This is a genomic window from Dyadobacter sp. HNCC25DJ183 (assembly GCF_056895175.1).
Genome location: NZ_JBXHAP010000004.1, coordinates 634,245 through 656,604, shown reverse-complemented (window position 1 = coordinate 656,604; position 22,360 = coordinate 634,245). Strand labels below are relative to the sequence as shown.

Sequence of the window (22,360 nt, the reverse complement as noted above, 5' to 3'; positions counted from 1 at the left end):
CTTTGTTTTTATTCCTTTTTGTAAAATATACTTTGTACCAGCACCGGATTGTCGGTGCAGATGATATCCGGCCCGCCACTCTCCCAGAGCTTCTGATACATTGGCCGCGACGCGCTTGCCTGGAGTGTATCTATATTGCCATTGGTACCCAGCGACGATACGACATTCAGGTTATGTATTTTGTCGTAAAATGGCTTATCCTGCAAATCCCGCGGGGTTAATGCAACCAGCTTTTCCATCGGCAAGCCTGATTTGGTAACTGCTTCAATGTGATCATTACTGTTAAATCCGACAGCCAGCATCATATCCGGCGCAAGCTGGTGTGCTTGTTTTGCCTCTGCCAGCGAGTAGCAAATCAGCACCGACTTATTTGCATTACCGGTCGCTTTCAGCATTTCAATGGTTTTGGGTAAACTGGTTTCGGGCTTTTTATCGACAATCAGTACCAGGTTTTTGTCTTTGCTCCAATCCAGCACGTGCTGTAATGTAGGTATACCATGCTCAGTGATGGTACCCTGGCTGTCTTTCAATTTCAATTTGCTTACCTCTTTCCATTTCTTCTTATTCAGCGGCCCTTTTCCATTGGTGCGGGTTTCGAGCTCGTTATCATGTGAAATGACGAGGAGGCTATCTGCGGTCATTCTTACATCAAATTCGAGTAAAACGCAGGGGACCTGCTTGTAGGTCCTTTCAAAAGTGGCCATACTATTGCCTGGAAAACCGTCTTCGGTACCGCCCTGGTGCGCCATAATCATGGGAGTGGTGCGGCCGGAGGGTTTCAGGTAGTTTTGCAGCGCGTTAGGCATGTCAAATTTGCATTCACCTGTTTGTGCATTACTATACATCGGAATGGCGCCTAGCAGCATTGCAATTCCGTTTTTGACTATTGAGTTCATGAGATTGGAAGTTTAGTCCGCAACGTTGTCTGTCTTCAAAATCGATTCCATTCCTGTCCGGTAGCCTTCTATGATCAGTCTCGAAATATCGTCTGACGTAAAATGCTGTAAGTCCAGGAACAGTGGGGCGATAGGGCGGATTACAGTGAGCTTCATCTGCTTTCCTCTTAGTATAGACCGATCAACATACGATTCAGCCCAAAGAATATTACTGTTAACAATTTGGTTCACAGTGATATCCCGCACGCGTTCGATCAAAGTAATAAGGTTTCGTGCATTGATTCCTTCGGGTTGGTATAGCAGAGGGGAGTGGCAGGCAATGAGCACGATTTCGGTGGCGCCATCTTCAATAGCCTGGCGAATGGGCGCTACTTCGCGCATTCCGCCGTCCAGGTAAAGTTGCTGCTCTATTTCCACGGCAGGCATCAACATGGGAATGGAAGAACTCGCAAATACGAAATCCACATAATGTGGGTCCGTTGTCGAAACATACCTGATCTCGCCGGAGCTGACATTCACAGCACCTACTTTGACTTTAACAGGGGTGTTTGCCAGATAGTCGTTTTTAATGTTTTTGCGGATCAGGTTGTGCAGCGGTACCGGGTCGACGATTCCGTCAAACCTGCTCATTAATGTATTCATTCCGAGCATTACGCGGGAGCGCAGCATAGATATATCCTGCGGCGCGGTGATGTTTTTGATCCAGAATTCAAGCAGACGGCGACCGGCGACCTGCCAGTTAACCTCATTCTTTTCAATAAGCTGTTTGCCTGCCTCATTGGCCAGAAAGGTTGTATTTAATGCGCCTACCGAAATGCCGTAAATCATTTCAGGTTCGAACCCATTTTCGAGTACCGCCTGGATCACGCCAACCTGAAAAGCGCCCTTCATAGATCCGCCCCCAAGGACAAGTGCTTTCATTTATTTAATGAGTTAATGGGTTTATGAGTTAATGAGTTGATGAGTTAATGAGTTGATGAGTTAATGAGTTAATGAGTGAATGAGTGAATGCTGTGGAACCAAGATACAAGCTTTGTCACCCTGAGCGCAGTCGAAGGGAGGAGCGACAACGCAATCCCTTCGACCGCCCGGCGGCGCGGTCCGCTCAGGGTGACAAGATTTCCCTTCCTCCCTTTTCTCCTTCGTCCCTTTCCTCCTTCCCCTCCAATTCTAAACATTTTCAATATTAAATTGATATAAACAGAAGATTTTATTCCAAATTTGAAGATTAGTGTTCAGGAACATCTTTGGTGTTCACAGGATCGGAATCCTGGCCTGGACTACCTCTTAATATCCAGAGGGACGCTGTCCCTTTTACATGCATATGACCCTTTCAATAAAGGAAATTCAAGTTCCTATTGCAGATGAAATGAAGGCTTTCGAGCAGAAATTTCGTCAATTTATGAAGAGCGATGTAATGCTTCTTGATCAGATCATGAACTACATTGTAAGGCGTAAAGGCAAGCAACTACGTCCGATGTTCGTCTTTCTTTCCGCCGGGGTCTGCGGTACTATTTCAGAATCAACATACAGGGGCGGCGCTTTGATAGAGCTTTTGCATACAGCCACACTCGTGCACGACGATGTTGTGGATGATTCCAATTACCGCCGTGGCTTTTTCTCTGTCAATGCTCTATGGAAGAATAAAATTGCGGTGCTGGTAGGGGATTACCTGCTTTCCCGCGGACTGCTTTTGTCAGTCGATCATGAAGAATTCTCCTTGTTGAAAATCGTTTCCACGGCAGTCCGTGAGCTGAGTGAAGGCGAGCTGCTGCAGATAGAGAAAGCGCGCCGCCTTGATATCGACGAAGAAGTATATTACCAGATCATCCGTCAGAAAACAGCCTCACTGATCGCTTCCTGCTGCGCAGTAGGCGCTAGCTCGGTGGGTGCGACCGAAGAGATCGTTAGACGAATGCATGCATTCGGAGAGAAAGTTGGAATGGCATTTCAGATCAAAGACGACCTTTTCGACTATGGCGAAGAAGAAATCGGAAAGCCGCTTGGCATTGATATTAAAGAAAAAAAGATGACCCTGCCGCTGATTTATGCCCTCAACAAAGCATCCTGGCTGGAAAAAAGAAGGGTAATTAACATCATCAGAAATGAAAGCCACAAACCAGGCAAGGTGAAGGAGGTCATTGATTTCGTAAAAAGCTCCGGCGGACTGCGCTATGCTCAGGAAGTAATGCAGCGGTACGTTGAAGAAGCACATGCGATTCTGATGCAATTCGCAGATTCCCCCCACAGAAGATCTCTGGAACAACTGGTACAATTCACGATAGAGCGGAGCAAGTAAAAGTCTTACAGAAAGGCAGCAAAATTTAATATATAAGTAAGTGTAATAATATGACTAAGGATTTAGTTATATTCGTGTACTCACCTTAACGCTGCCGCTTATGAAAACTTTTCTGCTGTGTCTGCTCTTATCCTGCGGACAATTATCAATCGCCCAGTCAGTTGTGCTCTATCAGAATGAAAATAGAGGCGGAGCACCAGTTCCTCCTGATCTGGATAAGAAGTACGGGAGCCAACCCACCAACAATTTCGAAACGCCTTACAGCATTCAGAAACGCTTTCAAAATGCCTTTCAAAGGATACTCGGCAGCGAAATGCGTCAAAACCTGAGTATAAGGGCAACGTTATACCTCAACGAACAAGGCAAAGCTGACTACCTGTTTTTCAGTCTCGCCAACCCTTTCTACCCCACTACGGGGCAGACTGCGAAACCCGAGTCACTGAATCTGGATTCATTATCCAAAGTTGTGCAAATCGGTATCCAGCCTTTTGCAGATAGTCTGATATCGAGACGAACGATAGGCCGAAAGGCGGTGATAGGGATGTACGCTGCGCTTAACTTTTCAAATCTGCCTGCTGGCGTTCCCCACGCTGTTAAGGATAGCGTCATCAGAACACTCGCGGAGGCCGTTGAAACCCGCGATACCATGAGAGTAAAAGAACTTTCGTTAAGCCGGGCGCTGCTTACCTCCGTTCCTGACGTAATCTACCGCTTCCCCAACCTGGAAAGACTTTTTCTCGCTGACAATGATATTGAAAATGCAAGTGTAGATCTGTCCAGGCTACCGAAACTGCAGCAATTGGATTTAAGTGGCAACATACTTAAAACTAACGCGATCAGCCTTCCAAAGAACAAAACCCTGCATTCTCTGAATCTGCTTAAAAATCAAATGGACGATATTCCGCCTGTTGCCAAGAGTTGTAAAAAGCTTCAAACCCTCTGGCTGGGCAGCAATCAAATCACCGCATTGAAGAACAGCAGTTTCAGAAGGGTAAGGCGCCTCAGGGACCTTAATCTTTATAAGGCTGAATTAACTTCGGTCCCAAAAGGCATCAGTAAAATGAAGAGACTGGAAGTGCTCGATTTATATTATAATCAACTTGAAGTGCTGCCCAAGTCTATTTGCAAACTTAAAAGACTGACGCACCTGGCAATTTCTCATAACCAGATCAGCGCGCTTCCGGAGAAAATATACAAGCTGAAAAATGTGCATACCTTATACGCGCACCACAACCACCTCAGCAAACTGCCGGAGCGCATTGTACAAATGCAGAACCTGAAAATACTCGATCTGGGTTATAACTGGCTCACTCAATTCCCAAATGAACTGGTGGCTTTTACAAACTTGCAGGAGTTGGATTTATCAGCCAATAACTTCCCCGAATTCCCTCAGCAATTGCTTCAAATCAAGAAGCTGGATAAGCTTTATTTGCGTGGTAACCCTTTCCTGGGAGAGGATAGGGAAACCAGATATAACCGGCAGTTCAGCTTGTTGAAGGATAGAAATATCGAGGTTTTCTATTGATTGCTATAAATTCCACCAGTAAGTAAACTTCAACACAACAGCTCTGTTTTTAACGCGGAAATTCTCGGGTAAATAGTTGTCGGTATACACGATAAACAAGTCAGAAGCTGGCTTGTACCTCCATTGCAGACGGGCATTCAGGTTGATATTGTCAGCCTGATTGTTGTACTGCATGAATGTCGTGAAGAACAGCCGGTTCGTGAAGGTAACATCTACCCGCGGCCCCACGAGCCAGAGCTGCGTGCGGTTCCAGGGTTCGGGAAGACGGATATCGTTGTAGTTTCCCGCCATTGTAATAGCCACATAAGGCTGAAAACGATAACCCAGCTCCGCACGGAGGTTGTTTCTGTGCCCATTTTGATAGTAACCTCCAAAAATACCTGATGCGAGGAAGGTAAAGCGGTTTTGCGGACCAGAGACAATGTCAAAACCGGTTGCCTTCCATTTATGAAGACTGCCCGTTTCCAGTGTGAAACTGCCCAGGTTTGTTGGGTCAAACGGACGAAGCAAACGAATGTCATAGCTTGCAGCCCACAACGCAATTGTAGCCCTGCTAATAAAATTCACATTGTAGGATAATGTAAATTCTTTATCACTGACATTGAATTTATTATCCCAATACACATTGCTGACCAGCTTTGGTCCGTGACTTATAATCTTCGGGTTCTTGATAAAAAACAGGTAACCGACATTGGGACTAATCTTGTAGTATCCCTGGCGCGTTGCATTGGGTACATATCCGACTTCTGCATTGAAGTTTTTACCAACATACTCATGCTGCCACTGCCAGAAGAAGTTGGCGCGATTGAATTTAAGGTCAGCTGCGTGCGTGAAATCATTACCTGATTTACCGGGCGTAAACGATTTTAGCACCATTACCTTACCTGTCCAAAGGTTTTTCGCACTGGCCAGGTTGAATTCCGCACCGACATTCCGGTTGTACCGATTGGTACCTACATGTCGCTCGGCCACAAAGTTGGTCGCATCCTTATTTACAAAAATGAAACGCACGTTGGAACGGGCAAGTACCTGTCGCTGTAATGCGAGAACCGCGTAGTTATTTCTGGGAGTCAATGTATCATTTGAGCCGGTTTGTACATCCAGCAGGCCCACACGCCAGTTCTTATTGATCTTTCCGCTTACCCTCGCACCAAACTGGATAGGTACTCCCAAACCAATGCGGCGCGAGAAGAATGGGCGAATGGTAGCGTACCCGAAGTTGGCGAAAAGGTCAGCGTTTTCGAGAAAAAACTGGCGGCGCTCCGGGAAAAATAGCTCAAACCGATCCAGGTTAGTTTGCTGTACATCCACATCCACCTGCGAAAAATCTGGATTGACTGTCAGGTCCAGGTTCATGGAAGGTGTAAGTCCGATCTTCACATCACCGCCGATAGCGGGTTTGTAGTTGGGATGTGCGTCGGTCTGATAGTTTTTGGTCAAACGCGTCGCTGCGTAAGGAATAAGCGAAACGTTTGGTCCCGGGTTCGGTGGCGGGGTATCCCAGACCAGCACGCCCGTGTAAGCTAGCGAAGCCGAAGGAAACTGGCGTGGTACCGGCGCCCAGGCCGACTTTTCGGAGATTGTCAGATCCTGGCGGCTGAAATTAATTCCCCAGCGGGTAATACCGGGTTTGTAGCGAATACTTTTGAATGGAACCGCAGCTTCCCAAACCCATTTGTCATCGTCGTTTTTCACCACACTGACCCATTTATTATCCCAGCTCAGATCCACAGTACCGCCGTCGCCCTGCTGTCCGTCCCAGGGAGCTCCTGCCGCATTGGCCCCAAACGAAAAACCGTTTGTCTTATCGTCGAACGTATCCATGAAGAGAAGGAAGTTGTCGTTTTTACCAAAAGAGAAATCCCTTTTCAATGACTCGACGATAATGGAACCTTTCACGGGCTTGTGGTTGACGACAAGTATGTAGAGGTTGTTCTTGTCATAGCAGAGCTTTACGTCGGTTTGCGCCCGCGAAAAGCTGGTGTCCATGGGCGTAATCATAAAGAAGTCCCGCGCCGTTTCGGCAGCGCCCCAGGCCATATCATCGGCTACACCGTCGATAACAGGCTCCGACGTTGCTGCATGAATGTGATACTGGTAATTTTCATTGGGTTTCTGGGCAATGCTTCCTGAAATGATTAGGCAGAAGAATAGGCAGGTTAGGATAGAAGTACGTTGCACTTGTCGGGGTTAAGGAATTAGGAAGATGGAGCTGAATGCATTAGTTTCTGAACCACTTGGCATCGGCATAAAATGTGCCAAAAGGAACAATCGAAGAAAGGAAAGATAAGAGCGACTTTTTAAAAGACCAGCTTCTTTCTATTGCAACCTGAATAAGTAAAATAACGAAAAGGACGAAAAGAACACCGTGGGCTGTACCCACGTGACGAACAGCCATCGGCATGCCTGCGAAATATTTCAATGGCATTGCAATGCCCAGTAAAACCAGGTAAGATATACCCTCCAAAAAAGCCACGATGCGAAGGCGGCCCAATGCAGATTTAATGAGGTCGGAAAACATATTGAAATTCAGATTAGAAATAACAGATTTGAATGTAAAGATACATACTGAACGGTTTTGAACCCGGAACTTTTTGTATACACCAGAACAAAAAAGAGGGTTCAGCCAAAGCTAAACCCTCTTTCCCGGAGACCCGGCTATTCGTTACACAGCTGCCACTTTCTTCGTTTTCGCTTTCGGAAGTCCGGCAGGTGCATTTTCTTTATTTCTCATTTTTACAAAATCCTTGAAGCGGCGGATAGTAGCCATTGTAAAGCCAATCACCAGTACGAATGTACCCAGCCAAAGAATGTTGATCAGTGGCTTCTCCGTTGCTTTCATAACAATGAAATCACGTTGGGTAGTGTTCACGCCGAAGGTAAACTGCCCTGTTTGCGGATTGATTTCCTGGAACTGGATGCGTAAACCCAGATCGTTGCTCGTTTCCGGTTTGCGGGCCACCATTCTGTCGCGGATTACGAATGAAGGTGTAATCACAAATTCTTTATCCTTATCCAGAATGCGAACGATCGCTTTTACAGCAGCATCGCCAGAACCCAATGTAACACCTTCCACTTCTTCCGTCCTTACTACATTGTCCAGAACAGCTACGTAATCGTTAACGAAAAACGTGTCGCGCAGGTTGACTGTAAAGTTCTCAGTCTGGCTCCAAACCGGCTCAGCAGTAGGGTTGGTGACCATGGAAACGTAGGTGTACAAATCTTTATCAACCTTGCGCTGAATGTCCGGAGAGGACACAATGCCGCCCATTCTCGGATTGATTTGTACGCGGGGGAACAATGTGAAAATCCGGCCTGACGGTTCGCGATACTCGATTTCGTAGTAGAAGTTTTCGGGGAAAATCTCGATGGTATCTCCCTTTGCATTGTATTTTTTTCCGTCTACTACAATATCGCGCAATGCCACAGCATGGAAATCACCTTCTACGATATCAACCCAGCTTTTTGGTATATAGCCCGGAATGTGGCGTGGTTCTACGCGTACATCGCGCCAGGTAAGCATATAGTCGCCCATTTTCTCGGCTTTGTTGAGCCAGAGCGTAATGTTCTCCTTGTTCTCTTTATTGTCGTTGCTTGTAAATTCCTCACTGCGAGAGATCATCAAACCTGAGTTGTTAATCGAAACAACTTTGGTATAGGCAGACGAAAACAGGATCCCTATCAGCATCAATGCAACACCAATGTGCGTTATTGCGCCTCCTGACAGGTTATAGTTTCCACGAATGATATTCAGCAGGATCGTTCCGTTTGCAACAATGGCGAAGATGGCGGTTGTGAGCAGCACGATGTACTGGATATCACTCACACCTTTTACCGTAATCACAGCCGCACTGATCAGAAGCGAGATAAGCAGTGGGTTATAAAGTGCCTGCAGATTTCCTTTGCCCGTGCGTTTCCACCAGAAGAACTGACCGATACCAGTCAACACGATGATAAGCGAGAAGAACCAGAGCTGGAATTTATTGTAATGGGCGATCTGGTCGGCCGGCAGCGCCATGTTCAATACCGTTCCAAATGCTTCGGCTATCTTATTGTAAACCGGGATTGATGTTGTAGCCAGAATCTGAAATCCGGAAAGGCAAAGCAGGGTAGCGCCAATGAAAATCCAGAATTCCTGAGAGTAGGTAGATACTTCCTCTTCGTCGCTCGGCAAAGATTTCCAGCGGTAAACCAGCAGTGCAATCGAAACGATTGTGAATGTGAAAAGGTAGATCAGTAACTGACCGGACAAGCCAAGATCTGTAAACGAGTGAACAGAAGCGTTACCTAAAACTCCACTTCGCGTCATAAACGTGGAATAAAGGATCAGGATAAATGTCGCGATTGTTAATATGAAGGATGTTTTCAATGCAGTTGCATTCCTCCTTGCGATGATCATGGTATGAACCGCCGCTACGAGCACCAGCCAGGGTACAATGGAAGAATTTTCAACTGGATCCCAGTTCCAGTAGCTACCGAAGTTAAGCGTCTCGTAAGCCCAGTAGGCACCCATTAAAATTCCGACACCGAGTATCAGCGCAGAGAAAAGTGCCCATGGCAATGCAGGACGTACCCATTCCTGAATTTTCTTACTCCAAAGTCCTGCGATCGCAAATGAAAACGGGATCAGCGTGGAAGCGAAGCCGAGGAAAAGGGTAGGAGGGTGGATTACCATCCAATAGTTTTGCAACAGCGGGTTCAAACCATTTCCGTCTTTTGGAATGAAGTTCGGGTCCATCTTGTAGACAGGCAGATCCGGCATTACTTCTTTTAATAACAAGAACGGGGTAGAACCTATTTTCAGATCCAGGCCTGGAATGACCACGCCGAGGATCATCGATGTAAGGAATGCTTGTACCAATGCAAAAACCGTCATCACAGGAGCCTCCCATGAACGGTTTGAGAAGATCAGAATGCAGCCCAGCACTACATTCCAGAAAATCCATAGCAGGAAGCTGCCTTCCTGATCCTGCCAGAAGCTGGAAATGGTATAACCGGTTGGTAGAGAAAGCGAGGAGTTTTTCCAGGCATAGTGGTATTCAAAATAGTGGTTTCCGATGATCCAGTACAGCGAAAATACCACACCGATTACCGCAGCCATATGGACAAAGAACACAACCCTCGCAAATCGTTTCCAGGTGAGGGTATCTTCCAGCGAAGCCGCCTGCATTCCGGATTTGAAATAGGCGAATGTAGCAACTAGCGCTGTTACAAATGCAATAATAACCAGCAGGTGCCCTGCACTTCCTATGGTACTGTGAATCATAATTGTACTGCGGTATGTTCAGTGGTTTCCATCTTCCCGTTCTCGTATTTAGACGGACATTTCATGAGTATTTTTTCAGCTGAAAATGTTCCGTTTTTCATTTTACCAACCACAACAACCTGTTCTGATTTGTCAAAATCCTGAGGTTTAGAGTTTTTGTAAACAACCTTTTGCTCAACATTATTATTATCCACCAGCGTGAACACAAAGTAGTTAGGGTCTACTTCTGGCTGGTATTCCATTTCAAGGATCTGGCCGACATTGTCTTTTTTAAGTTTTCCAACAACGTGGATACTTTCTTCGTCACCATCCTTGGCCATTTCTCTGGCTTTGGTAAAATCTACATAAGTACTTGCGTCTCCGGCAGTTGAGACGATAATTCCTATTGCAACCGCAATAATGATAAGGCCGAATATCTGGATCTTTTTCACTGGATTAACCTATTTGATATTTAACTCTTTTTCAATTTTTCTAAGCTTGCTGTCAATGCGCAGCATATTAATGGCAATTCCCGCAAACACTACGGCAATTACAGCCACAACGACCCAGATCTTACCATCTTCTCGCAGCTTATCGGCCATAGGCACATCGTCAGTGGCCTGTGCGAATACATTGACGGATAGAAGAAGTAAGGTCAGCAGGATGAGAGAAAGTCTTTTCATCATATTTAATAGACTCAAAATCTTAACGAAATTTTGATTTGAAATGTTTACCGGATTCTAAATTAAGCTTAGTGTGCGACTTTATCGCCGGTTGTCAGGGATTCTTCCTGCACCCGGTTGATGTGCTTCATACGTATCCGCAGCTCGGCCAGCCAGAGTCCCAGAAGGATATAACCGATCACAGCCGGGTAAAATACTTTGCGGATATCGTTGTTGAAATCGTAAGAGCCGAATGTACTGTTACCGCCACTGCCCGGATGCAGCGAGTCTGTCAGACGGGGCAGGATGTAAATGATCGGGATAAAAACGGCAAATGCGAAAATGTTGTAAACCGACGAAATGCGCGCTTTTCTCTGCTCATCCTCAAAGGAGCTTCTCAGCAGCAGGTAAGCCAGGTAAATCAATATCCCGACAGCCGCTCCATTCAATTTCGGATCGTTTGGCCAGGGATCGCCCCAGGTGTAATTGGCCCAGATAGAGCCCGTCAGGCAACCCAGTATACCAAAGAAAATGGCAGACTTGGCTAGCTCGCTGGCAATATCGTCATCATTAATTTTTCCCTTGTTCAGGTATCTGATCGAAAAGACCATGGATAAAAATAGCAGGGTTGTCATGGCGAGCCAAAGTGCCACGTGAAAGTAGGTATTGCGGATACTTTCGTTGATAATGGCCAGGCGCGGTACGGGCCCGATCAATCCCATGACGATCACATAAAATATGATCGCGATACACAGGATTTTCCACCAGATCTTTCTCATTTTGAATCTTTTTACCTTAATGTTTGTGCCCGCTCTCTGCTAAAATCAACTTCTCCACAGATAAGGAAAAAGCAGGTAGCTGAGCGTAATTACTATGAGATCAATAGATAATAGTGTGGTGATTTCGTCCGTGCTGACAGACCAATCCAGTCCGTCGAGCGCGTTTTTCGCCAGCCTGATTGTCATCAGAAGCATGGGCAGGATGATAGGGAAGCTGAGTACCGCCATTAAGGTCGCACTGTTGTCTGCTTTGGAGGCGATACCTGCCACCAGCGTGAGCACGGAAGCAAAACCGATTGCCGCCAGCACAATGCTGATCAGATACAAGCCGATATCTCCCACCGGATTTCCCATAACCAGAGAATAGATCGCAAAACCGATTCCCGACAATGCGAGCATGATCAGCGAATTATAAATGATTTTGGAAATGATAATCGCTTGGGGGCTGCACAAGCTGTAATAGTACATCAGCCGTCCATGCCGTTCCTGAGAAAAACTCTTGGCAATTGCATTGACCGCTGTAAACAAGATAATGATCCAGAATAACGTATTCCAAACGATAGGAGTGAGCTGGTTCCGGCGAAGGCTGAAACTCAGGTAAGCCACAAAAACAGTGCTGACAACGTACAGTAACATGCCGCTAAGCGCATATTTTTGTCGCCATTCCAGGGTTACTTCTTTCCAGATTAGGGTTCTGATCTCGTTCAAATCGTGCAATCGGCTATCTGCGATCAGCTATCGGAGCGTCGCTTAATGATGAAAATCCCGGACTGGGATCCTCTGTTTCGAGCTGCAAAAATACGACATAAAGCCTCAGGGAAATAATAAAACGGACAGGATTTTGAGCGACTGTTGTCATAAAGCATTTGAATTCCGCGTGGAAATATTTGAATTGCGGGTGGATAGTGCTTTATTTGTGGTTTAAATAAAATCAATCTAAATAAGCATAGATGCCCGGCAAGAATGTAGCTCAGCTTCGCAAAGGCGAAACAGGTGTGATCAAATCTTTCACCGACCGGGATCTGTCTTTGAAGTTGCTGGAAATGGGCTGTCTGCCCGGTGCGGAGGTGAGAGTGGAAGCGGTGGCACCCTTTGGCGATCCGATCTGCATTAATGTTTCCGGCCAGTATAGTTTATCTCTTCGCCTTAACGAAGCGTCTGTCATTGAGTTGGAATAAGGTTTAATGCTGTTTACAGTCTTCTCCATTGAAACAAGGAAATATAAAAGTAGCGCTGGTAGGTAACCCGAATGCCGGCAAATCCACATTATTTAATGCATTAACCGGTTTACGTCAGAAAACCGGCAATTTCCCTGGTGTTACAGTCTCCAAAAAGTCAGGAACATTTAGAATCCCTTCCAATAATAACCACGAAGAAGCACAGGTAACCCTGGTCGACTTGCCTGGATTGTACAGTATCTATCCTAAGTCGAAGGATGAAAGTGTGGTAATGGACATTCTGGCCAATCCAAAACATCCCGACTTTCCGGATGTGGTTGTAATCGTGGTTGACGCTTCGAACCTGCAACGAAACCTGCTGCTGTTTACCGAAGTGAGCGACCTTGGGATACCTTCCGTCATTGCTTTGAATATGCTTGACGTTGCGGAGAGCATGAGCCTCACAGTGAATGCAGTACAGCTTGCAATGCAGCTGAATGTGCCTGTTGTCAGTATCAATGCAAGAACAGGAAAGGGCGTTGACAAGTTAAGAGATGCGATAGGGCAACTTTATCATTCTCAGGAGAAGGCCGCGCAATGCTATTTTTACGAACCTAAGGAAAGTGAGGCCAATCTTATTGGGGAAGTCAAAGAGATCTACCAGCTTGAAAATGACTATGTTGCATTGCAATATGTTTGTCAGCACGATAATTTCTCCTTCCTCGAACAGCCGGCGAGGACGCGTTTGGACAAGCTGATCGAGAAGTATGGTTTTGATGAAAAGCATTTTCTCGCCACGGAGACCATTGCGCGGTATGAAAAGATCAAACCGATTGTTTCAAAAGCGGTTAAATCTGCGGGGATCACGGAGCAACCTTACTGGACGAGAAAGCTGGACAGTATCCTGCTGCATCCTTTTTGGGGCTACATTTCTTTTCTGGCTGTCCTGGTCATCGTATTTCAGGCCATTTTCGCGTGGGCAACTTACCCCAGTGACCTGATCGATGCGGGTATTGCGCAAGTAATCGAATGGACTAAGGAAGTACTTCCGCCCGGGGTTTTAAACGACCTGATTACGGACGGTATCCTTGCGGGAATTGCTGGCATTGTCGTTTTTATTCCACCAATTGCTATTCTTTTTGCATTGGTTTCGATCCTGGAAGAATCGGGATATATGGCACGGGTAATGGTAATTATGGACAAATTAATGCGCCCGTTTGGCTTAAATGGCCGGAGTGTGGTGCCTCTTATTTCAGGAGCTGCCTGTGCGGTACCTGCGATTATGACGACAAGGAGCATCAGCAGCAGATATGAACGGCTGCTTACGATCCTGGTCACTCCGCTGATGAGCTGTTCTGCGCGGTTGCCCATTTATACGATCCTTATTGCGTTGGTGGTACCATCTACTACAGTGCTTGGTTTTCTCAATTTGCAAGGTCTGGTTTTACTCGGACTGTATGCTTTGGGTTTGATTGGTGCCTTGTTCTCAGCCTGGCTGCTTTCACTTTTTATTCCAAGAAAAGAGCCCAGCTATTTCATGCTTGAAATGCCTTCCTATAAGTTGCCAAGGTGGGGACATGTGGGTTTTACGATGTATGATAGTGTAAAATCGTTTGTGCTCGAAGCCGGGAAAGTGATCATGGCGATCTCGATCATTCTTTGGGTGTTATCCAATTATGGTCCGGGCGATAAGATGGCGCTGGCCGAGCAGCAGACTGTTGAGCAAATGCAGGCTGCACCTCAGGAGCAAATTGATGCGGCAGTAGCGTCGGCGAGATTGGAGCATTCTTATGCGGGACAGTTCGGTCGTTTTATCGAACCTGCAATCCGCCCGCTAGGCTACGATTGGAAGATCGGGATTGCGTTGCTTGCTTCTTTCGCGGCGCGGGAGGTATTTGTGGGTACAATGGCTACTATATACAGTATTAGTGGTGATTCGGAGGATGTACCTACGGTAAAAGAGCGGCTTTTGCAGGAGAAGAATCCGGATACCGGAGCGCCGATGTTCAGTCTGGCGGTATGTTTCTCACTCCTGATGTTCTACGTATTCGCGATGATGTGTATGAGTACGATCGCAGTGGTACAGCGTGAAACCCACGGCTGGAAATGGCCACTGATCCAATTAGCTTACCTCATGGTACTTGCGTACGGATCAGCATTTGTAGTTTATCAGTTGCTGAGTTGAGCTGCTTCGATGTCGGAATGCGTTATCCGCTTTTTGCCACGAGATATTTCAACGATTGTGGAAAGATCTACTTCCAGAGGTTGATTAAAATCTTTCGAGGAAACATTTTTGGGCACGGTCCGAACAAAAAAAGGTTTACTTGCTTTTGCAGTATAATTCCTTCTCTTTTTTGCGGGCAACCCGTGTTCCAATGATTCTGACTTTCCCATCTCTAACTAAAAAATAAGAAGTTAATATTCTTTTCAGGAAGCTGGTTCCAATGCAAAGGAAGCGAACTTCTCTGGATCTGTTGCTAATAAGGATTAGTCGATTGCGATCTCTAAAAGTACTTTCCGCCTCAATATTAAGGATTTGGTGTTTTTCCTCAGATTTTCGTTCGTTTCCTTTATCCCAATCAAAGTTTAGTGGTGCCAATTGCAAATCAACTAATGTGATATGCATTTAGACGTACATGACTCAAATTAGTAACGTATTCCAATATCACCAACCCAGGCTATCCACAACATCGGAAGCGATTAATGCGCTTTGACCTCTTTGAGCGGCGGCTTTGTCTCCGGCTAATCCGTGTTGGTATACTCCGAAAATTGCGGCTTCGTGAGGTTCGTATTTCTGTGCCAACAGACTGAGAATTATTCCCGTCAGTACGTCGCCGGTACCGCCCGTTGCCATTCCGGGGTTTCCGGTTGAGTTGAAATGTACTTCTCCATTTGGAAGAATGACAGCGGTATTAGCACCTTTCAGACATATAATGACCTTGTGTTTCGCCGCAAATTCCCGACCAAGTTCAAGACGATCAAATTCGTTCTCACTATCACCTGCCAGTCGCTGGAATTCTTTCGGGTGCGGAGTCAGAATGGTGTTCTTGGGTAGCTTGTCCAACAAGTCGCGTTTCGAGGATAGTATGTTCAGCGCATCTGCATCTATGATCAAAGGTACCCTGACTTCTTCGAGCAATCTTTCAAGTACATTCGCCACCTCGGCCTCCTGTCCGACTCCCGGCCCGATTCCCACCGCCGAGTAGGAGCTAAGCTCAGGCAATTTACTCAGGTGATTTTGCGCCTGATCTGCTGAAACCATGGCTTCCGGAATGGAGATCTGAATGATATTGTAGCCGCAAAGCGGAGAATGCATTGTCAATAAACCCACTCCTGAGCGCAGGCAGGCTTTTCCGGATAACACTGCCGCACCCATTTTACCGAAACTCCCGGCCAGCAGCAAAGCGTGTCCGTAGGTGCCTTTATGCGAAAATTTATTCCGTGGCTTAACCAGCAGTTCAGCTGCCTGTCGATCGGTGAAGAAGTACGGACTTTGGGCTTCATTAATGAACTGTTGATTCAACCCGATATCAACTACGTGCCACTCTCCGGTGAAAGCGGCATTTTGCGGGAATAAGAATGAAAGCTTCGGAAGTTGAAAAGTAACCGTAAAATCCGGCTCTATAATCACGTCCTCTTTCGCATTCGACTGATCTGTGTAGAGCCCGCTTGCTATGTCAACAGATACAATCCTGTTGGGTAATGCATTGATTCTTGTGATGATTTCAGCCAGAATTCCCTCTACCGGCCGCGACAAGCCTGACCCAAGTAGTGCATCAATGCAAACTACCTGGGAAGAAATTACTGGGAAGTCAGCAACTGACTGAATGTAAACCGGCGTAAGCTGATCCTGCAACCGGATCAGATTGGCTTGAAAATCTTTTGAACTTTTGTCTGTATATTCAACAATAGCAACCTGCACATCGTAGCTCCGCTGACTGAGTAAACGCGCAATCGCCAGGCCGTCGCCGCCATTGTTTCCCTTTCCGCAAAACACGCAGATTGGTCTTGTATTAACATATTGATTGCAAAACCAGCCGACAAAAGCTGCCGACGCACGTTCCATCAAATCGAGGGAAGAAATGGGTTCGTTTTCAATCGTGTATTTGTCCAGGTTCCGGATTTGTTCTGCACTTAATATTTTCATGCGCTTTATAATGAATGAGGTAAGTATCTGTTCCAAATCTTCATACCAGCTGGTCTGGCCGATTGTTTTACGCTAATAATTGCGATAAGTGCTTTTAGATAAGCGGAAATAATCTTAGATTTGCACTCGTTTTCGCAAAAGCTGTTTTGAATGAAGGGGCGTCACCCCGTCCGCTGGGAACAAGCTATCACTTAAATCTATAAAAAGCATTCGTCATGAGCGAACTTATTAAACTCGTAGAAGCTACGATTGAAAATCGTAAATCCGAGTATCCTGAATTTTCATCAGGCGACACAATCAACGTACACGTTAAGATTCGTGAAGGTAACAAAGAGCGTATCCAGCAGTTCCAGGGTACCGTTATGCAACGTCGTAATCTTAGCTCAAGCGGCGAAACTTTTACAGTACGTAAAATCTCAAACGGCATAGGTGTTGAACGTGTTTTCCCAATTCTTTCACCAAGTATCGCGAAAATCGAATTGATCCGTCGCGGTAAGGTGCGTCGTTCACGTTTGTTCTATCTACGTGGCCGTCAGGGTAAAGCAGCTCGCATTAAGGAGCTTAAAGTGACTAAATAAAGTCCCTCTCAAAAATTTTAAAACCCTGCAAGTGATTTTTTCTTGCAGGGTTTTGTTGTTTTGTACAAATCCGCCAATTCAAACAGCACAATACAATGACAATCGAATTCTTCAAATACCAGGGCACCGGAAATGATTTCGTGATGGTCGACGACAGAAACCTGCAATTCCCGGTTTCGAAAGAACTCATTGCGTCAATCTGCCACAGAAGATTCGGTGTAGGTGCTGACGGGCTGATCCTGCTTCAAAATGACGGAGCGTACGATTTCAGAATGGTATATTTCAATGCAGACGGTGGAGAAGGCAGCATGTGCGGCAATGGCGGGCGCTGTGTTGTTCAGTTTGCCAGCGACCTGGGCGTTTTCTCCGGTAAAACGCGGTTTATAGCAGTTGACGGCGAGCACGAAGCTACGATCAGCGGCGACACCATCACACTAAAAATGTCGGGAGTGAAAGATTTGGAGCGGTACGATGCATTTGATTTCATGAATACAGGCTCCCCACATTACGTCACTTATGTGGATGATGTAAATGAAGCAGATGTTGTAGGTATCGGAAGCGAGATCCGTTATGGTTCGGTTTATGGACCCAAAGGCGGCACAAACGTGAATTTCGTTGAGATAATCGAGGAGAACCACCTGAGCGTAAGAACGTACGAGCGCGGGGTAGAGGATGAAACGTTCAGCTGCGGAACCGGCGTTACAGCCTGCGCATTATCTGCCCATTTAAGAAAAGGCTGGGGAAGTCCGATCAAAGTAGAAACAATCGGCGGTACGCTGCAAGTCGCTTTTACCAACACTGCCAATGGCGAATTCAGCGATATTTATCTGATTGGCCCGGCCGTAAAGGTTTTCAGCGGTACATTGACTGTATAGGGATTTGCAGGGCGGCAGCCTAACTTTCGAGTATGCCGCCTTTTACATGAAAAATGGTCTTTTCAGACCATTCAGGCACCCGGCAATAGTCCATCGCAGCTACCTTACTGCGAACACCGTTGGTGCAGATCACAATAATAGGATCGTAGTTTGCCAGCAGCTTCCTTTTTTCCCTGATATCAGCGAGCGGGATATTGATCCCGCCCTCATTAAACTCCTCAAATTCCCATTGCTCACGAACGTCAACAAGCACTGAACCTGGCTTTTTGGTCAAATCCAGTGCCTGTGACAAGCTGATATCAGAGTAACTCTTACGCATTTACCTCAATACAGCAAAAGGATGGTTGGTCTCAACCGGGATGTTTTTGGCGATCAGCTTGTGAATGTCGCGTAGAAAAAGCTTTTCTTCTTTGTCGCAAAATGAGATAGCAATCCCTTTTGCTCCCGCTCTGCCTGTCCGCCCGATCCTGTGAACATAAGTTTCCGGGATATTCGGGATCTCATAATTGATCACGTGGGTAAGATCGTCTACGTCAATTCCGCGGGCAGCGATATCAGTTGCTACCAAAACGCGGGTAGTCTGGCTTTTGAAGTTTTTTAATGCATTTTGACGCGCATTCTGCGATTTATTACCGTGGATAGCTTCCGATGTAACGCCGGCTTTTCTCAAAACCTTCACCACTTTATCGGCTCCGTGTTTGGTACGTGTAAAAACCAATGCAGTTGAAATGGACTGGTCCTGCAAAATATGCAGCAGCAGCGAATTCTTGTCGGATTTGTTCACAAAGAAAACAGACTGCCTGATCGTATCAGCTGTGGATGAAACCGGAGTTACTTCCACTTTTACAGGCTGGTTCAGGATCGTTCCCGCAAGCTGCACAATCGCCGCGGGCATGGTAGCCGAGAAGAAAAGTGACTGCCTTTTAGCCGGCAATAATTTTATAACTTTTTTGACGTCATGCACAAAACCCATATCCAGCATACGGTCTGCCTCGTCTAAAACGAAAAATTCCAGCTGGTTGAGTTTAATGAAACCCTGGGTGATCAGGTCGAGCAAGCGGCCCGGTGTCGCCACCAGGATATCAACTCCTCTTCTTAATGCGTCGGTCTGGGGCTTCTGCCCGACACCACCGAATATCACTGTATGTTTTAACCCGGTATGGCGACCATAAGCAGCGAAACTTTCGCCGATCTGAATCGCAAGTTCCCTCGTTGGTGTTAGTATCAATGCGCGGATCCGCTGTCTCTCGGTATTGCCAACAGGCTTGTTGTAAAGCAGTTGCAACATAGGTATTGCAAAAGCGGCCGTTTTTCCTGTGCCGGTCTGCGCGCAGCCGAGCAGGTCTTTCTGGTCTAAAATAATCGGGATCGCTTTTGCCTGAATAGGGGTGGGGGTAGTGTATCCTTCTTCTTTCAGAGCCTTCGTAATAGGCTCAATGAGTGTTAATTCCTGAAATGTCATTTGTTTTATTTAGCGGCTGTTTCAGATATTGATTCCCAGCCAGATTTTATTGTGGCCAGCGGCCGACGTTATAACAGCAGTTACGTTTTTAACGTTCATGAAAAAATATCGCACGATTGTCTGCCCTTTTCATAAATTTAGCTAATTCTCATCAACCATATGTAGCCATGATCAAAAACAGTACTTTAACATTCCTGCTCTCCCTCTTGTTTTTCGCCGTACAGGCGCAGGATATCATCGTCAGGAAGAATGGTAAAACAGTCGAAGGAAAGGTAACCGAAGTAGGCGTCGACCGCATTACTTACAAGATTAACAAGGAAGAGAGCAGCGCCAATTTCGTGATCCTCAAAAAGGATGTTCTACGCATTGAATTTGAAAATGGACAAACCGTTTTCATGACCGACCGGATTGATGGCGGCCGGGCCAAAACCGTCATAGAACGTGAAAATGAAGATTTCGGTGCTAACCTGATCAACATCTCTCCATTTAAAGCACTTGACAGCGGCCCCGGTTTCGGCATCAGCTACGAGCGTATAGTGGACAAAAAGGGCTATTTCGGAATCATTATCCCGCTGACGGTCACCATTCCGGGAACTTCTACCTACATCTTTGACGTGTCAGATAACAATGGATCTTACATGTTCTATTTTTCTCCCGGTTTAAAGATTTATCCATTCGGACAGCGAAAAGTTACCTACGCGGTCGGTCCGAACTTCTTCTTTGGCAAAGGCGAAAGATGGAATAATTCATCGATCTACGATCCCAATACAGGCGGGTATATCTCAAACGAGCAAAACACTGAATGGGTGAGAATGGGCTTGCTGGTTAACAACTATATTAATTTTCAGGTTACACCCAAATTTCAGATCAGCCTCAACGGTGGCTTGGGTTCCAGGTATGTGGATCGGGAAAAGTACCAGGTATCTACCACGGTGATCCGTGGCTTGCAAGTAACCGGCGAATTCAGTTTCAGCCTTGGATTCAGGTTCTGATAATGAAACCTATTTAACAACCCTGAAAACCGGATACCGCAGAAACTCCTTTTCGCGGTAAACCGACTGATCATAAATAAAGTCGAGCTGGGCATTTGCATTCTTTGCAAACTCCGGTTCGGCTTTCTTTTTTGCTTCCAGCTTTTGTTTCAGCTCAGGTGATTTGGCAAGAAGCGCCGCCGCCAGATCTTCAAACACATAATTGGAATAATGCTCTTTCGCCTGCAAAATCGTGTCAAAGAAATTCCATTTGAAAAAGGAGTCCACTGCTTTCGGTTCCAATGTTTCTACAATATAGCGGTTAGTCCATTGGTTGACAGGTATATACCAATCTCCTTTCTTGAAGGTAAGCCTTTGTTTTTCAGTTCTGACATTTACGCTGGTATGCCAGTAATGTCCCTCAAACGGCGACTTTGGTGATTCCAGATCTTCTATATAGTAGGTTTCAACATCAAGTTCCGTATCTTTTTCAAGCTGCTGCATGGATACCTGGTTGAGTTTCAGCAATGCAACTACGTTATGCCAGCCCTGCGGAATCACATATGCATCTGGTTTCGTGACTTCGTCCAGCGGAACGTAAGTATCATAGAAAGGGATTGTTTTGGTAAATGGCTTTGTGCGGTCATAATGAAGCCGCTGGGCTCCGGTTACCTCGCTTTTGATATACTCTGGTTCGTACCCTTTAAATTCGATCTGCGTATTTTTCGCCTTATCCACCTGCCAGGTTATCGCAAATCGCTCCTGCGTTTTCACCGACTCTTTCGTTTCCTGGCGTAATTTCAGCAGCTTGTTCCTGTTAGCAGCCAGGAATTTGAGGTTCCCGTGCAGGTAAGCGTACGTGGCCTTCACACGCTGATCGTACGGTTTGAGCATGTGGGTCTCTGTCATCACACCAATCGTGTGAAACAATGCCGCATAACCCGTAGAATACCGCGGCCAGTCAGGAAACTGAACAAATCCTTTGTCGGGCGTCTGGCCCCAGGCATTTACATAAGGAGTGGATTCAAACCCTGCCTCTTTCAGGTGTTTGTACATATAAGGCAGGAAAACTTCATTGTTGAAATCGCCCAACGGTCCGCCGAGCTTGTCTTTCTGCGCATAGTCGAGGGTCATCACATATTGGTAATCTGCTCCATTGCTCACGTGCGTATCTGCAAAAAGATCGGGGTCCAGCTCGTGAAAAATAGCCGCGAAACTCCGCGCATTGCGCGTGTCACTTTTGATGAAGTCTCTGTTCAGGTCATAATTGCGCGCATTTCCCCGAAATCCATATTCCTCAGGACCTTCCTGATTGGTGCGCGTCGTACTGTTCCGGTTCAATGCGCCGCCAATGTTATAGAATGGAATAATTGCAAGCACCACACTATCCATTTCCGGGTACTTACCTGGATTTGTTACGATATCCCTGAGCAGCATCATGGAAGCATCCACACCGTCGGATTCTCCCGGGTGAATCGCATTGTTGACGAACAAAATTGCCTTACGCTGCGCTTTCAGCTTTTTAATATCAAAAACGTTGTTTTTGGAATATAGTACCAGGTGCAGCGGCCGGCCACTATCGGTCGGGCCTTTTTCGGTGATCTGAATCTGCGGGAAATTCTTTGCGAGCAGTTTGTAAAACGCGATACCTTCTTCGTAAGTCGGTGTTTGCTTGCCGCCGCTTGTTTCAAAACGCGTTTTGTACTGGGCATTCGCAAAAAGGTGGGTAAGAAGCAGGAGTGAAATCAGCAGTATTCGCATTGT

The 22,360-nt window shown here is 46.2% G+C and carries 21 protein-coding genes; 7 read left to right on the top strand and 14 right to left on the bottom strand.

Annotated elements, in window-relative coordinates; all coding sequences use genetic code 11:
* Positions 1-8: 8 nt before the first annotated feature.
* Both AC1XTG_RS13230 and AC1XTG_RS13225 read right to left on the bottom strand, forming a co-directional pair.
* Positions 9-896 (bottom strand): glycerophosphodiester phosphodiesterase family protein, encoded by an 888-nt coding sequence (locus AC1XTG_RS13230; protein WP_484842307.1) that lies wholly within the window; start codon positions 894-896, stop codon positions 9-11.
* Between the two features lie 12 nt (positions 897-908).
* Positions 909-1,817, bottom strand: coding sequence for a patatin-like phospholipase family protein (locus AC1XTG_RS13225; RefSeq protein ID WP_056281506.1), 909 nt, complete (start codon positions 1,815-1,817; stop codon positions 909-911).
* 403 nt (positions 1,818-2,220) lie between these two features.
* On the opposite strand from AC1XTG_RS13225, the gene AC1XTG_RS13220 reads away from it, so the two are divergent.
* Both AC1XTG_RS13220 and AC1XTG_RS13215 read left to right on the top strand, forming a co-directional pair.
* On the top strand, positions 2,221-3,195 hold the full coding sequence (locus AC1XTG_RS13220) for a polyprenyl synthetase family protein (protein ID WP_056281507.1): 975 nt from the start codon (positions 2,221-2,223) through the stop codon (positions 3,193-3,195).
* Between the two features lie 100 nt (positions 3,196-3,295).
* Positions 3,296-4,720 carry a leucine-rich repeat domain-containing protein gene (locus AC1XTG_RS13215; RefSeq protein ID WP_484842306.1) on the top strand — a complete coding sequence of 475 codons (1,425 nt, stop codon included), beginning with the start codon at positions 3,296-3,298 and terminating at the stop codon, positions 4,718-4,720.
* Between the two features lie 3 nt (positions 4,721-4,723).
* On the opposite strand, the gene AC1XTG_RS13210 is transcribed toward AC1XTG_RS13215, so the two are convergent.
* The 7 genes from AC1XTG_RS13210 to AC1XTG_RS13180 all read right to left on the bottom strand — a co-directional run bounded on the left by AC1XTG_RS13210 (position 4,724) and on the right by AC1XTG_RS13180 (position 12,114).
* The gene (locus tag AC1XTG_RS13210; RefSeq protein ID WP_484842305.1) at positions 4,724-6,901 is read right to left on the bottom strand and encodes a DUF5916 domain-containing protein; all 2,178 of its coding nucleotides are present in this window, start codon (positions 6,899-6,901) and stop codon (positions 4,724-4,726) included.
* Positions 6,902-6,941: 40 nt separating this feature from the next.
* Entirely contained in the window at positions 6,942-7,241 is a 300-nt protein-coding gene (locus tag AC1XTG_RS13205; RefSeq protein WP_056281513.1) for a DUF3817 domain-containing protein, read from the bottom strand.
* A 144-nt stretch (positions 7,242-7,385) separates the two neighbouring features.
* Positions 7,386-9,986, bottom strand: a complete 2,601-nt coding sequence (gene ccsA, locus AC1XTG_RS13200; RefSeq protein ID WP_484842304.1) for a cytochrome c biogenesis protein CcsA — start codon at positions 9,984-9,986, stop codon at positions 7,386-7,388.
* Positions 9,983-10,417, bottom strand: coding sequence for a cytochrome c maturation protein CcmE domain-containing protein (locus AC1XTG_RS13195; RefSeq protein ID WP_484842303.1), 435 nt, complete (start codon positions 10,415-10,417; stop codon positions 9,983-9,985). The genes ccsA (AC1XTG_RS13200) and AC1XTG_RS13195 overlap by 4 nt, the downstream gene beginning before the upstream one ends.
* A 9-nt stretch (positions 10,418-10,426) precedes the next feature.
* Positions 10,427-10,648, bottom strand: coding sequence for a CcmD family protein (locus AC1XTG_RS13190; protein ID WP_056283375.1), 222 nt, complete (start codon positions 10,646-10,648; stop codon positions 10,427-10,429).
* 68 nt (positions 10,649-10,716) lie between these two features.
* Positions 10,717-11,406 carry a cytochrome c biogenesis protein CcsA gene (ccsA, locus tag AC1XTG_RS13185; RefSeq protein ID WP_056281520.1) on the bottom strand — a complete coding sequence of 230 codons (690 nt, stop codon included), beginning with the start codon at positions 11,404-11,406 and terminating at the stop codon, positions 10,717-10,719.
* Positions 11,407-11,451: 45 nt separating this feature from the next.
* Positions 11,452-12,114, bottom strand: a complete 663-nt coding sequence (locus AC1XTG_RS13180; protein ID WP_056283378.1) for a heme exporter protein CcmB — start codon at positions 12,112-12,114, stop codon at positions 11,452-11,454.
* Between the two features lie 242 nt (positions 12,115-12,356).
* Here AC1XTG_RS13180 and AC1XTG_RS13175 point away from each other — a divergent pair, with 242 nt between their 5' ends.
* Both AC1XTG_RS13175 and feoB read left to right on the top strand, forming a co-directional pair.
* On the top strand, positions 12,357-12,584 hold the full coding sequence (locus AC1XTG_RS13175; protein ID WP_031525588.1) for a FeoA family protein: 228 nt from the start codon (positions 12,357-12,359) through the stop codon (positions 12,582-12,584).
* A gap of 28 nt (positions 12,585-12,612) precedes the next feature.
* Positions 12,613-14,748 (top strand): ferrous iron transport protein B, encoded by a 2,136-nt coding sequence (gene feoB / locus AC1XTG_RS13170; protein WP_484842302.1) that lies wholly within the window; start codon positions 12,613-12,615, stop codon positions 14,746-14,748.
* Positions 14,749-14,883: 135 nt separating this feature from the next.
* Here feoB and AC1XTG_RS13165 read toward each other — a convergent pair whose 3' ends face one another.
* Together AC1XTG_RS13165 and AC1XTG_RS13160 are read right to left on the bottom strand one after the other, a co-directional pair.
* Positions 14,884-15,189 carry a BrnT family toxin gene (locus AC1XTG_RS13165; RefSeq protein ID WP_484842301.1) on the bottom strand — a complete coding sequence of 102 codons (306 nt, stop codon included), beginning with the start codon at positions 15,187-15,189 and terminating at the stop codon, positions 14,884-14,886.
* Between the two features lie 39 nt (positions 15,190-15,228).
* Positions 15,229-16,710, bottom strand: coding sequence for an NAD(P)H-hydrate dehydratase (locus AC1XTG_RS13160; protein WP_484842300.1), 1,482 nt, complete (start codon positions 16,708-16,710; stop codon positions 15,229-15,231).
* Positions 16,711-16,925: 215 nt separating this feature from the next.
* On the opposite strand from AC1XTG_RS13160, the gene rplS reads away from it, so the two are divergent.
* Positions 16,926-17,288 (top strand): 50S ribosomal protein L19, encoded by a 363-nt coding sequence (gene rplS, locus AC1XTG_RS13155; RefSeq protein ID WP_484842299.1) that lies wholly within the window; start codon positions 16,926-16,928, stop codon positions 17,286-17,288.
* Positions 17,289-17,383: 95 nt separating this feature from the next.
* A complete protein-coding gene (gene dapF / locus AC1XTG_RS13150) occupies positions 17,384-18,163 on the top strand; it encodes a diaminopimelate epimerase (protein ID WP_484842298.1) in 780 nt (259 codons plus the stop codon).
* A gap of 19 nt (positions 18,164-18,182) precedes the next feature.
* Here the strand turns inward: dapF and AC1XTG_RS13145 are convergent, their stop codons facing one another.
* Positions 18,183-18,482 carry a rhodanese-like domain-containing protein gene (locus AC1XTG_RS13145; RefSeq protein ID WP_484842297.1) on the bottom strand — a complete coding sequence of 100 codons (300 nt, stop codon included), beginning with the start codon at positions 18,480-18,482 and terminating at the stop codon, positions 18,183-18,185.
* The gene (locus tag AC1XTG_RS13140; RefSeq protein WP_484842296.1) at positions 18,483-19,625 is read right to left on the bottom strand and encodes a DEAD/DEAH box helicase; all 1,143 of its coding nucleotides are present in this window, start codon (positions 19,623-19,625) and stop codon (positions 18,483-18,485) included.
* A gap of 167 nt (positions 19,626-19,792) precedes the next feature.
* Between AC1XTG_RS13140 and AC1XTG_RS13135 the strand changes: the two genes are divergently transcribed.
* Positions 19,793-20,617 carry a hypothetical protein gene (locus AC1XTG_RS13135; protein WP_484842295.1) on the top strand — a complete coding sequence of 275 codons (825 nt, stop codon included), beginning with the start codon at positions 19,793-19,795 and terminating at the stop codon, positions 20,615-20,617.
* A 9-nt stretch (positions 20,618-20,626) separates the two neighbouring features.
* Here AC1XTG_RS13135 and AC1XTG_RS13130 read toward each other — a convergent pair whose 3' ends face one another.
* A complete protein-coding gene (locus AC1XTG_RS13130; protein WP_484842294.1) occupies positions 20,627-22,357 on the bottom strand; it encodes a M14 family metallopeptidase in 1,731 nt (576 codons plus the stop codon).
* Positions 22,358-22,360 lie beyond the last annotated feature (3 nt).